General features: G+C 58.9%; 12 protein-coding genes. 1 reads left to right on the top strand and 11 read right to left on the bottom strand.

Annotated features, from left to right (window positions below; all coding sequences use genetic code 11):
• Positions 1–376 precede the first annotated feature (376 nt).
• Positions 377–808: a thioesterase family protein gene (locus HUJ17_RS13910; protein ID WP_290511253.1), complete on the top strand. Its 432-nt coding sequence runs from the start codon at positions 377–379 to the stop codon at positions 806–808.
• A gap of 51 nt (positions 809–859) precedes the next feature.
• On the opposite strand, the gene HUJ17_RS13905 is transcribed toward HUJ17_RS13910, so the two are convergent.
• From HUJ17_RS13905 to HUJ17_RS13855, 11 genes are all read right to left on the bottom strand, one after another.
• A complete protein-coding gene (locus HUJ17_RS13905) occupies positions 860–2,584 on the bottom strand; it encodes an alpha/beta hydrolase (protein ID WP_290511252.1) in 1,725 nt (574 codons plus the stop codon).
• 46 nt (positions 2,585–2,630) lie between these two features.
• The gene (locus HUJ17_RS13900) at positions 2,631–4,349 is read right to left on the bottom strand and encodes an NAD-binding protein (protein ID WP_290511251.1); all 1,719 of its coding nucleotides are present in this window, start codon (positions 4,347–4,349) and stop codon (positions 2,631–2,633) included.
• A 5-nt stretch (positions 4,350–4,354) separates the two neighbouring features.
• Complete coding sequence (locus HUJ17_RS13895) at positions 4,355–4,738, bottom strand: DUF6394 family protein (RefSeq protein WP_035247195.1); 384 nt, start codon at positions 4,736–4,738, stop codon at positions 4,355–4,357.
• 152 nt (positions 4,739–4,890) lie between these two features.
• Positions 4,891–6,081: an NAD(P)/FAD-dependent oxidoreductase gene (locus HUJ17_RS13890; RefSeq protein WP_290511250.1), complete on the bottom strand. Its 1,191-nt coding sequence runs from the start codon at positions 6,079–6,081 to the stop codon at positions 4,891–4,893.
• Positions 6,082–6,176: 95 nt separating this feature from the next.
• Positions 6,177–7,145, bottom strand: coding sequence for a cysteine synthase A (gene cysK, locus HUJ17_RS13885; RefSeq protein ID WP_290511249.1), 969 nt, complete (start codon positions 7,143–7,145; stop codon positions 6,177–6,179).
• Between the two features lie 33 nt (positions 7,146–7,178).
• Positions 7,179–8,204, bottom strand: a complete 1,026-nt coding sequence (locus tag HUJ17_RS13880; RefSeq protein ID WP_290511248.1) for a CNNM domain-containing protein — start codon at positions 8,202–8,204, stop codon at positions 7,179–7,181.
• 48 nt (positions 8,205–8,252) lie between these two features.
• Positions 8,253–8,993, bottom strand: a complete 741-nt coding sequence (locus HUJ17_RS13875; protein ID WP_290511247.1) for an S-methyl-5'-thioinosine phosphorylase — start codon at positions 8,991–8,993, stop codon at positions 8,253–8,255.
• A gap of 2 nt (positions 8,994–8,995) precedes the next feature.
• On the bottom strand, positions 8,996–9,562 hold the full coding sequence (locus tag HUJ17_RS13870; protein WP_290511246.1) for a hypoxanthine-guanine phosphoribosyltransferase: 567 nt from the start codon (positions 9,560–9,562) through the stop codon (positions 8,996–8,998).
• On the bottom strand, positions 9,549–10,706 hold the full coding sequence (locus HUJ17_RS13865) for a mechanosensitive ion channel family protein (protein WP_290511245.1): 1,158 nt from the start codon (positions 10,704–10,706) through the stop codon (positions 9,549–9,551). Before HUJ17_RS13865 ends, HUJ17_RS13870 begins: the two co-directional genes overlap by 14 nt.
• An 8-nt stretch (positions 10,707–10,714) precedes the next feature.
• Positions 10,715–11,728 carry a beta-N-acetylhexosaminidase gene (nagZ, locus tag HUJ17_RS13860; protein ID WP_290511244.1) on the bottom strand — a complete coding sequence of 338 codons (1,014 nt, stop codon included), beginning with the start codon at positions 11,726–11,728 and terminating at the stop codon, positions 10,715–10,717.
• 21 nt (positions 11,729–11,749) lie between these two features.
• Entirely contained in the window at positions 11,750–12,220 is a 471-nt protein-coding gene (locus HUJ17_RS13855) for a L,D-transpeptidase (protein ID WP_290511243.1), read from the bottom strand.
• Positions 12,221–12,509 lie beyond the last annotated feature (289 nt).

Genomic DNA, 12,509 nt, shown 5'->3' with positions numbered 1-12,509 from the left:
CTAATGATTGTTATTACTGCCTGCAACGAGCAACGGCACACGGCAGCGGCCGCCGCACACGCTTGGAGAGGTTCCGGTGAGAGTGCCCCAGACCGGACGGCCTGAAGGCAGGGAGCAGCAGGAAAAGACAGCCCAAAGCGTATTACGCCACGTACTGCGTTGAGACGTTGCCAGAGCGAGCAATTCCCTTTGCTCGTTCACGTTCGCTCCCCGTGCATTGAGACTATTTTACATTTTCGATGACGACAACCGTATTGCCATAAAATGAGAGGTACGCCCGTTCTCACTGCGGCACAGCCCATGCAGAATGCTGTTTCACAATTCCGTTCGGAGCTTGCTACACTCCCCTGCCCCAACCATCGCCGGAGACCTCAGTATGGCCCGCGTTCAACTGGATTTGCCCGAACAGTTCCTCTACACCCACACCATCAATGTCCGCATGACGGACCTGAACACCGGCAAGCATGTGGGTAACGACCAGATGATTTCCCTGCTCTCCGAGGCCCGCTACCGGTTCTTCTGCCACATCGGTTTTGACCAGTTCGACAGCGATAAGCAGAGCATTGTAGTGACTGATCTGGTTGCCACCTATAAAACGGAAAGCTTTGCCCAGGATGATCTGCAATTCGAGGTGGGGCTGATGGATTTCAACAAATATGGGGCGGACCTGATTTTCCGGGTCACCAAGCAACCCGGCGGGCAGCTGGTGGTGCTGGCCAAGCAGGGCTTTGTATTTTTTGATCACCAAAAGCACGGTGTCATGCCGGTCCCCGCAACGTTCCGGAAACAATTTGCCGACCTGGATTGAATCCGCTAACACCCGGTGCAGCAAACCGCACCAACCAATACGATGTGCTTCTCAGGGCAGTTCCAGCAGCTCTGTCAGAAATTCCTTCCACACTTGATAGACCATAAAGCGCCCCAGCCCCGGGAAGCTGCGGAACCGCACCCCGGGCAAATCCCCCGCCAGACCACGTGCGCTACCGATGGAAATAATCCGGTCATCCTCGCCGTGCCACTGCATGACCGGCATGGTGATCTTGCTCAAATCTACCTGCCAGGGATGCTGCATGCGCAGGTACTCGTCAATCATGATGCGCGCCCCCTGGAAGTGGCTGCGACGCATAGATTTGATGGTTCGCTGCAGCAGATCCGGGTTATCCAGCACGGCTTTGTCCCGATCGCACAATCCTTTGGCGATCATGGCGAAGAACTTCTCCGGCGCCTTCTGTACCCCACGGATGCCCAATCGCCCTACCAGCACGAACAGGCGAGGGTCACGCCGAAACAGGCGCAGGAACATGTTGTGAAGCGGGTCCAGCTTGTCCAGCTCGAAGTGTTCAATAGGCACAGTGCTGGCCAGCAGTCCGAGTCGGTCGAAGATATCCGGGTACAGTGCCGCGGCGCAGAGGGCATAGGGACCACCACCGCAATAGGCCGCCATGGGCGGGCGGTGCAGGCCAAGGTGTTCGCAGAGAGCGAGAATATCGGGACCGAAATCCCGAAATTCCATGTCCGCCTTGTAGGTGGATATGCCATAGCCGGGGCGCACAATCATGATCATGCGCAGCCCTTTCTCGCGATACCAGCCATCAAAATAGCTGTGATCCGGCAGCGCCGCCCCCAGGTTATCCAGCGTCAGTACCGGGCGGCCGTGTGGGTCACCATATTCGTACCAGCTCAGTACACGCCGGTCCGGCAAGCTCAGGGAGTATTCCCTTTCCTGCTGGATTTGCGGGAGTTTTGCTGCCTGCACCAAGGCATGCCCCATGGCGTGACTGACCAATTGTACCTGGCTGTTGGCATTGAGTTTGGCCATGGTGGATTTGAGTTGGGTTCGGGCCGTGTGAATACTGACATTCAACAGCTCGGCGCTCTGGCTCAGGTTGCCGATCTTGCACAGCAAGTGCAGCAGACGGGATTCCGCCTGGCTGATATTGAACAGGGAGCGAAGCATCTCCGGGGATGGTGTCACCACGCTGTGGCCGGCCAGCACCCAGACGATGGTACGCAGCTGGGCAATGCTGCCCGGTGCATCAGATTTCTGCACCGGCAGACATAACAAGGAAACACCTTCCTGGGGAGAGCTTATGAGCTGAGTCTCGCGACCTTCGGCCAACCGGTTGATGCGCTCCAGAGCCTGCTTCAACTCCCGATCGGCAAACAACAGAGTCCCATCCTCGTACAACTGCACAGGGCCATCCGCCAGCACCTGTCTGGCTACCGGATTGCATTCCAGTACCTGCATGCCGTCACCCAGCATCAGCATGGGCCAGGGCATCTGGTTATACATGGCATTAAGCACCTGGGTGCGATCTTCCAGGGCATGCATGTAGGCACTGCTGCGCACCGCTCGTTCCAGGTGGGCGATCAGTTGATCCACATCATTGGGGGATTGTCGGGGTTCCAGCGACGAGCCCGTGTGCCCGGCCTGCGGGCGGTTATCGGTCCAGCCGGCAATGGTATCCAGCAACTCCACCCAGTCACCAGGGGATAGCGCGGTTTCGTAGATCTTGCCGATCAGCGCATCGTTATTGTTGTCGTCTTCCACGCAGTCCCGCCCATAGTCAGCAGCAACGATCATAGGAAGTGCCGGGAACCACGGCAAGCAGGCAAGCGACGACCGGCGACTATTCCCTCACGTCCGCCGGTGCTGCCCGGCGTTTGGCCAGCCAGCGCCAGACCAGCCCATCCGGTCGTTGATGGCCGGTCTGCACGTAACGCAAGGCATTGAGGTGGCGCAGACTCCATTGCATCTGATTATTGGCCTTGTCTGTGCCGCAGAACAGCAAGCGGTCACCGGGCTCCAGATTTTCCTTTTCATCGGGCAGAAGAGTATTGCGGCCATTGCGGCGCAGCATCAGTGGAATGGCATTCAGACAAGTTAGCCGATGACGGGGGCTACGACACAGATTACCCAGCGTGACGGGCTCCCCCAGACGCAGAGCCAGGGTCACTGCAGGGGTCTCTTCATCGCCAATCTGCACGTGCCAGCTTTCCGGGGTGATCGTGGTCGTGATGCCGGCCATACGCTCAAGCAGCTGCTCATTCCACTCATTGCCCTGCTGTTCCGCTTCCCACAGAAACTCTTTCAGCAGAGGCGCATTGAGAACCGAAAGAAAACGACTGGCCACCAGAAAACTGGTCTGGACCGGCAATTCCGGATTGACAGCCTGGAACAACAGACGGTTATGCAGGCGGTTTTGCAGTGCCACCATATAGATACTGCTGTTCAGCTCGCGGGCGGTCATCATCACTGACAGGTTATCGGCATCGTCCGGCGTTGCCACCACCAGGGCGACTGCCTTGTCGATGCCCGCTTCGCGAAGGGTCACAGCCTCGGTGCCTTTGCCTTCCACACTGCCCGCAGGCACATCCGGCTGATGCGGATGCGGGGTGACCACCACCAGTTCAATACCTGCCTCCTTGCTGAGCGCTTCGTAGACAGCGCGACCGAAGGGACCAAAACCACACAATATCCAGCGGCCCTGGGGAGGCATGGGCCTCTCCGGCAAGGCGGCGCCGGGCAGAGAGGTAAGCCAATCGTACACCCGGTGAGTATCCGGCTGGCGAATACCCAACAGCAGCCGTCGGGCAAAATCCTGGTAGGGATTGACTACCAGGTCGGTGCCAAAAGACAGCATGTTGTTGGCGTTTTCTTCGCTGCCGGCGCGGCAAAAAACCTGGCTTTGCTTGTTTAGCAACTTCACCGTGGTGGCAATTTTCAGATTGGTGTGATTATTGTTGGTGACCGCCAGCACACCACGACACAACGGATGCTTGAGCCCGGCCTTGACCAGATTCCCGGGAATCTCCGCATCCACGGTAAACCCCGGCACGTACAATCCCTGATCCTTGATACGCAGGGAATCGATGGCTTCCGGATCCTTGTCCACAATGACCACCCGCATGCCACGGCTGAGCAAAGACCGGGTCAGCAACTTGCCAGTATCGCCATACCCGCAAATCACATAGAAGGGTTCACGAAACCGCCGCAAGCTGCGCTGCAGTTGCACCCGGCTCAGTTCCTGACGAAAACTCTTGTCCTGTAGCAGGGAAATGATGATGCCCACGGAATAAAGCCAGGAGAACACGGTCAGGTAAATGCTGACCATGGTCCACATGCGCTGGCCACCGGAAAAATCGTAGGGCACTTCACCAAAGCCAATGGTGCTGCCGGTATAGCTAACCACATAGAAAGCTTCGAAGAAGCTCATGCGCCAGGGGTTACCCTGATCATCCACACCCGGGATCAGAGTGAAACCCACAGTGGCGATACTGTAGGCCACAATCAGCACCACCAGCGGCACGCGCATGCGCCGCAGGATCATGGGAACGACTGAAGGCATGGCAGTTATCGCTGCAGGGTGATGGTTTCCACCGTCAACAGCACGGCGGATACCAGGTTGGCCAACAGTGCACCACCTGACAGGGAAACAATGGACGCCATTACCGCTGGCGTCAGCCCGACTTCAAGCACATGCACCGCTACCGCCCAGACAATCGCCGCGACAATCAATTGCAGATCCGCCACCAGACTGGAGGCAAGCAACACGGCACCAATCTGGGTGCGTTCGCCGAATTTGAGCACGGTGGCGATCAGGCTCACTACCAGGGCTGCAAACAGCTCGTAAACGTCATGGTGTTGCGGGTTATCGATCTCTCCGTAAAAGAACCCGAAGTTGAGGGTCAGCGCAAGCAGAATGAAAAAGCCAAAAACCACCTTCTCGAGGTTCATCGTGCATCCTTGTTTTGCCTGAGGTGTTGGAGCTCATTGTGTCAGGGAATGGACGGGTGGGCTACCGGGTTACCGGGGGCCCGGCCCTGCAGCTGACGGGCAAACCCGTTTGCGTAGCCCCCGGCTGCTAGCCCCTCTGACCCAGAATAATGCTATAACGCCAACCCGGTGCACCAGCCGCTGGCCCAGGCCCACTGGAAATTGAAGCCCCCGAGCTGGCCGGTAACATCCAGGACTTCACCAATGAAGTGCAGGCCGGGCACGGTATTGACCTCAAAGGTCTTGGAGGAAATCGCGTCGGTATCCACACCGCCCAGGGTCACTTCCGCGGTGCGATAGCCTTCGGTGCCGGAGGGTTTGAACTGCCAGCCCTTGAGGGTGGCCGCCACAGCAGCCAACCGCTCGTTGCTGAACTGCTGCAGGTTGCCCTGCCAGCCGAACCGTTCCACCAGTGCCCCGGCCAACCGTTGCGAGAAGTACTGGCGCAACCATCGCTCCATGCCCCGATTGGGATGCTGGTTGCGCTCGGCGACCAGATCGGCAAACGGATCGGCAACAGCCGGCAGCCAGTCCACAGTCACCGGGTGGCCTGGCGTCCAGAAACTGGATACCTGCAGCATGGCCGGGCCGGACAGGCCCCGGTGGGTAATCAGCATGGGCTCGGCAAACCGGGCGCCACCCGCCTCGGCCACTACCTCGGTACTGATACCCGACAGGGCGGACAGCCAGGCTTTGTCATCCGGTTGCAGGGTAAACGGAACCAGTCCGGCGCGGGTGGGCAGCACATTGAGCCCGAACTGTTCAGCAAGCTGGTAGCCGAAGCCGGTGGCACCCATGGTGGGAATGGACAGGCCCCCGCAGGCCACCACCAGCTTGACGCAGCGAATGACACCCGCGGAGGTGGTCAGCACAAAGCCCTGACTTCCCTGCTCCACCCGGCCAATATCAGTCTTCAGGCGAACTTCCGCCCCGGCCCATTCACATTCGGTGAGCAGGATACCGAGAATCTCCTTGGAAGATTCCGCACAGAACAGCTGCCCCGGCGCCTTTTCTACATGGTCGATGCCGTGGCGCTCCACCAGCTCTACAAAGTGCCAGGGGCTGTAGCGCTTGAGCGCTGATTTGCAAAAATGCGGATTGGCGGAGACGAAGTGTTCCGGGGTGGTATTCAGGTTGGTGAAATTACAGCGGCCGCCGCCGGACATGAGAATCTTCTTGCCCGCCTTGTTAGCATGGTCCAGAAGCAGGACCCGATGGCCCTGATAGGCGGCCGTGGCGGCACACATCAGTCCGGCCGCACCGGCGCCGATCACTACAACATCCACCTCTGCAACTGCTGCCATACCACCTCCTGATTGGGCGGCAAGGATAGCATAAGCGGTAGCCGTGGTTTGCGCCTGCCAGATCAAACAAGCCCCGCCAGGCGGGGCTTGCGATATTACTGGCTCAGTTCCTGCTCACTGAACATGTCGGCAAACAGCGGGGAGCTGAGGTAGCGTTCGCCGGAATCCGGCAACACCACAACGATGGTTTTTCCCTCGAACTCTGGCAACTGACTGATGCGATCCGCCACGCACATGGCGGCCCCGCAGGAGATGCCGGCAAGAATACCCTCTTCCTGCATCAGTTTGTGGGCCCACGCCATGGCGTCGTCATTGCTCACTTGCTCACAACGATCCACCACAGACAGGTCCAGATTCTTCGGCACAAAGCCGGCACCGATCCCCTGAATCTTGTGGGGGCCATGGGTGGGCTCTTCCCCTTTCAGCGCAGCGGTGATCATGGTGGAAGAATCCGGCTCCACCGCAACAGAAATGATGGCCTTGCCCTTCTGGTTCTTGATGTAGCGGGATACCCCGGTAATGGTACCCCCGGTACCTACGCCGCTGACCAGCACGTCGATATCACCGCCGGTGGCATCCCAGATCTCCGGGCCAGTGGTTTTTTCGTGGATTTCCGGATTGGCCGGGTTGTTGAACTGCTGCAGCATCAGGAATTTTTCCGGGTTTTCGCTGACCAGTTCTTCCGCCTTGGCGATGGCCCCGGGCATGCCTTTGGCACCAGGAGTCAGCACCAGCTTGGCACCCAGCGCTTTCAGAATCTTGCGGCGCTCCAGGCTCATGGTATCGGGCATGGTCAGGGTCAAGTCGTACCCCCGCGCCGCCGCCACATAGGCCAGGGCGATACCGGTGTTGCCGCTGGTGGGTTCCACCAGGGTCATGCCGGGTTTCAGTTGGCCACTTTTTTCCGCGTCCCAGATCATGGAGGAACCGATACGGCACTTCACACTGCCCGCCGGATTGCGTGATTCCAGCTTGGCGAGAATCTTGCCCTGGCTGATGCGGTTGATGCGCACCAACGGCGTCTTGCCAATGGTCTCGCTATTGTCCTTGTAGATTTCGGTCATGGTTGCCTCTCCTGAATCGGCTGATACTGCTTCCTATTGCGGCTTTTCCTGCTTTTTCAACCGCCGGCTCCAACGCTGGCGGGCATAGAGTCGCAAGTCTGCCACGTGATCGGTTTCGTCCATGATCTCACGGCCGAGGATACTTTCCAGAATATCTTCCAGGGTGATCAGCCCGACCCAGGTACCGTGTTCATCATAGACCACAGCCATATGCTGGCGCTGGGCCAGCATGGCGTGGAACAACTTGTCGATTCCCATACTGGTATGTACCAGAGGCACTTCATGGGCGAGTACGCTCATGGTCTGATCCGGATTACAGCCCAGCAGGTCGGATTTGTGGATATAGCCCTTGCCTTCACCTTGCTCCGTCATCACCGGAAAACGGGAAAACGGCTGATCCTTCTCTTTTTCCAGAAACTCGGCAACGGTCATTTCCGGGGTGACGGTGCGGCATACGGTACGCGGAGTCATAATAGTGCCGACCTTGATGTCATGCAGACGCAGGATGTTCTGGATTACCTGGAACTCATTATCGTCCAGCGCATCCTGGTCCTTGCCCATATCCGCCAATGCACGGATTTCTGCCCGCACTTCCACATCGTGCTCACCACCGCCGATCCTGCTGGTAATCAGCTTGGACAGCCACACAAAGGGCATCAGGGTGACCATGATGAACTTGAGCACCGGAGGCAACATGGGCGCCAGTGCACGCCAGTATTTGGCACCGATGGTCTTGGGAATGATTTCCGACAGCACCAGAATCGCCAGGGTCATGATGGCAGATGCCGCACCCAGCCAGGCCTCGCCAAAGACCACCGCCACCTGGGCCCCTACCCCGGTAGCCCCCACGGTATGAGCCACCGTGTTGAGGGTGAGAATGGCAGACAGCGGTTTGTCGATATCGTCCTTGTAGGAGCGGAGTGTCTCGTAAAGCCTGGGCCGGGTTTCACGCAGACCAGCAATGAAGCTCGGCGTAATCGACAATAACGCCGCTTCCAGAATCGAGCAGAGAAAGGAAAAGCCGATGGAGACGGCGGCGAAGAGGATCAGCAGGGTCACTGTGTGAAGCTCCTTACGAAAACCACTGGCAGTCAGCGGCCGTTATAATCAGGCGGTGTAGCTACCGGCAAAATCCGCCAGCACCCGGCACACATTGGCCATGCCATCGTGAATGACCGCTTCGATTTCCGCCATGGTGATCTCATGGCTGGATTTGCCCGCTGCCGGATTCACCACCAACGACAGCATGGCATAGGGCAATGCCAACTCCCTGGCCAGCACCGCTTCAGGCATGCCGGTCATGCCGACGATGTCGCAGCCGTCACGCTCCAGGCGAGTGATTTCTGCAGCGGTTTCCAGCCGAGGGCCCTGGGTAGCCGCATAGCAGCCGCCGTCGTTCCATTTCAGCTCCGACGCGGCCAGTTTTTCCTTCAGGCTATTGCGCAGAGCACTATCGAACGGCCAGCTGAAATCCACGTGCACCAAGGGCTCCGCCGGGTCGTCGAACAATGTCATCTCCCGACCCCAGGTATAGTCGATAATCTGGTCAGGCAACACCAGGGCGCCGGTGGGCGCCTGGGCTGTGATGCCGCCCACCGCGTTCACCGCCACAATAGCGGTGGCGCCGGCCTCTTTCAGTGCCACCAGATTGGCCCGGTAGTTCACTTGATGGGGAAGCAGTACATGCGGGTCGCCATGGCGGGCCAGGAACAGCACGTTCTGACCGTCCAGCTCCCCTTCCACGATTGGCGCTGAAGGCTCACCGAAGCGGGTGGAAATCGTATGCTTGTGGATGATGCGCAGGTTATCCATGCGCGTAAGGCCAGTGCCGCCAATAAACGCCAACATGCTCAGTTTTCCTTTACCGCGTAAATGCCCGGCGCGTTGCGCCAGAAGCCCTTGTAGTCCATGCCCATGCCGAACAGGTAGTAATCCGCGGCTTCCAGCGCAGTGAAATCAGCCTTGAGGCCGGGTTGTGCCTTGCGGTCATGTTGCTTGTCTACCAGTACGCAGGTCTTTACCGAAGCCGCACCCTGGGCCTTGCAGGCGTCGATGATGGACAACAGGGTGGAGCCCACGTCGAGAATGTCATCGACGATCAGCACATCCCGCCCGGCCAGACTGGCGTTAGGAGTAACGATCCACTCCACATCGCCGCCGGTGGTCTCTCCCAGATAACGGCTGGCATGCAGGTAATCCATCTCCAGTGGGATATCCAGGCGCTTGACCAGCTCGGCGGCAAAGATCATGCCGCCATTCATGATGGTCAGCATCACCGGCACCTTGCCGGAATAGGCTTCGGTCACCTCGAAGGCCAGCTTGGCAATGGCTTCCTGAACCTGATCGGCGGAATGCAGCTCGATAGCGTCGCGGCGCACCCGCATCAGTTCCTGTTGCAGCTCCTCAGCGATGGACATGCTGTGCTTCCTCGGTGTTGTCGTCTTCCAGACCCGTGGCGGGATGATCGTCGTTGTGGCTGACAAGATGCAGGGTACGGGTGGGGAAGGCAAACTCCGCGCCGTGCTCGTTGACGATGGCCATGATCTTCATGAGCACATCCTGCTTGATCTCATGGTAACGGACCCACTGGGTGGTCTTGGTAAAGGTATAGATAAAGAATTCCAGATGCGAGGCGCCGTAACTGTCAAAATTCACGATCAGGGTACGGCTGTCGGTTTCCAGCTCCTCGTGATCAATGAGCATCTGTTTCACTTCGGCGACAATGCCCGGCATTTTCTGCCAGTCCTCATAGCGGATACCGATTTTCTCGTTGATGCGACGGTTGAGCATGCGCGATGGATTTTCCAGCACCACGGTGGTGAACATGGCATTGGGGATATACAGCGGGCGCTGGTCGAAGGTGCGAATACAGGTCAGTCGCCAACCGATACTTTCCACAGTGCCTTCGATGGAACGATCCGGTGAGCGCACCCAGTCCCCTACCCGGAACGGCTTGTCCAAGTAGACCATCATGCCACCGAAGAAATTGGCCAGCAGATCCTTGGCGGCAAAGGCCACCGCCATGCCACCAATACCGCCAAAGGCCAGCACACCGGAAATACTGTAGCCCAGGGTCTGCAACACGATCAGCAGGGCGGTAATGATCACCGACACCCGTAACAGCTTGGCGATGGCCGCCGCCGTGGATTGATCCATGGGTTTGCGCATGCGCGAAGGGTCAATCAGGTTCTTCTCGGTATAGGAGATAAACCGGTTGAGGAACATGGCGATAATCAGGATAAAAGCGATCTGGCGCACCTTGGGAGCCAGATCAAACAACTCATTAGCGTCCTCGGTCACCGCCTGCAACAGCTCTACCGATACGGACAGGCCAACCACCCAGAATACCAGCCGCACCGGAATCCGCGCCGCTTCCAACAGGGCATCGTCCCACAGGGTTTCGGTCTTGTTGATCAGCCGGTCTAGCACGTCGATGACGCGCATCAGAATAAAATTCACCGTCACCGTGCACAGTACGACGATGAACAGTTGAGTCAGCCAGATGTCCGTGGGGGTTTCCACGTTCGGCCATTGCAGCAGTTGATTCCAGTCCCAGTTCATGTGAATCCTTAACGAAGTTCAGTCAATGCCGCCGCCAGCTCCGTGGCAGCCTGGCGTTTGGTATTTTCCATCGGGTGACGCGGGCGGGCACGCAGGCCGCTGGCCGGCACCTGACCGCTGAAACGGGTAGCGGCGAGGAAGTCCAGCACCTGTTCCGCCCCGGGCCGGTTGTTGCAGGCCAATACCATGTCGCAACCGGCCTCCAGCGCCGCCCTCGCCCGCTCCGGATAACCGCCGACACCGTGGGCCCCGGCCATGGACAGGTCATCGGAGAAGATCACGCCGCGAAAGCCCATCTGCTCGCGCAATCGGGTCTGCAGCCAGTAACGGGAAAAACCGGCGGTCTGGTTTTCCACTGCACTGTAAATCACGTGGGCGGGCATGATGCCGTCCAGCTTTTGTGCCAGCGCCACAAAGGGACGCAGATCCGCCGCTTCAATCTCGGCCAGCGGCCGCGGGTCCACCGGCAACTCCAGATGGGAGTCCGCCACCACATGGCCGTGGCCGGGAAAATGCTTGCCGGTGGCAGCCATGCCGGCGGCGCTCATGCCGTCGATAAACGCGCTGGCCAGGGCGATCATGGCATCCGCATCGCCGTGGAAACTACGGTCGCCGATCACCGTGCTGGTGCCGTAATCCAGATCCAGCACCGGGGCAAAGCTCAGATCGATATCCAGCTCGGTCAGCTCCGAGGCCATCAGTTCGCCTAGCAGAACTGCCTCCTCCACGGCTGCCTGCGGAGATTGGTCATAACGACGGCCCAGGGCAGCCATGGGCGGCAGGCGCACAAAGCCGTCACGGAAGCGTTGCACGCGACCGCCTTCCTGGTCCACGGCGATCAATATCTCTGGTCGGACAGTGCGAATCTGGTGAACCAGCTCCGCCAGTTGCTGCCGGTCCTGATAATTTCGGCTAAAGAGAATCAGCCCGCCGGTACCCGGGTGGGCCAGCAAGTCTTTCTCCACGTCACTGACCTGGAGTCCTTCCAGATCAAGCATCAACAGGGGGGAAACGGATGGCATGGCAATCCTGATTGGTGATCGTTATTCCGTGATGGTGACAGCGGCACCCACCGGCACCTGATCGAAAACGCGAATTATGTCCGCGTTGCGCATCCGTATGCAGCCGTGGGACGCGGGCGCCCCCATGGGCTCACTGTCCGGTGTGCCGTGAATATAAATAAAGCGACGGAAACTATCCACGTCACCGCCCAGATTGTGGCCGGGTTCCATGCCGCCCAGCCAGAGAATCCGTGTGAGAACCCAATCCCGCTGGGGATGTTCACGGACCTTGTCCTCGTCGCAGATTTCCCCGGAGAATTTACGCCCGGACAGCACCGCACCCTCCGGCAGACCGTCACCGAAACGGGCCCGAACCAGATGCCGCCCCAGCGGCGTGGCTTCGCTGCCCATGGCCTGGCCGGCCCCGTTGCGGGCGGAGGACACGGGAAAACGCTCGGTACGCTCACCGCGCAGTTCCAGCCATTGTTCAGAAAGGTTGATGATCAGTTCCATGGGGAGTTTCAAGTTGAAAGTTCAAAGTTGCAAAGGGCGAAAGAGGTAACAGTAACCTGAAAGGCCCTGCCCGCGCACTACCACCGAAGTGCCGGTAAGGCCCTGGAGGCGCGACAGCCTTTTCCTTTGATCCCAGACTGTAATCGCGCCGCCAGCGACGTGATTCGCTTCGCTCACCCTTCGGGCCGACCTGTGGTCGTTGGCTACGCTCCTGCGGGAAAAAAGAAAAGCGTGTTACTCCGGTACGTCGGCCTGGATGCCACCGACCAGGAACGGCAGCAAGCGCCGG

This window comes from Alcanivorax sp. (genome assembly GCF_014762765.1).
Lineage (GTDB): Bacteria > Pseudomonadota > Gammaproteobacteria > Pseudomonadales > Alcanivoracaceae > Alcanivorax.
The sequence above is the reverse complement of the archived record's forward strand: the minus strand, read 5'-3'. Positions and strand labels throughout refer to the sequence as shown.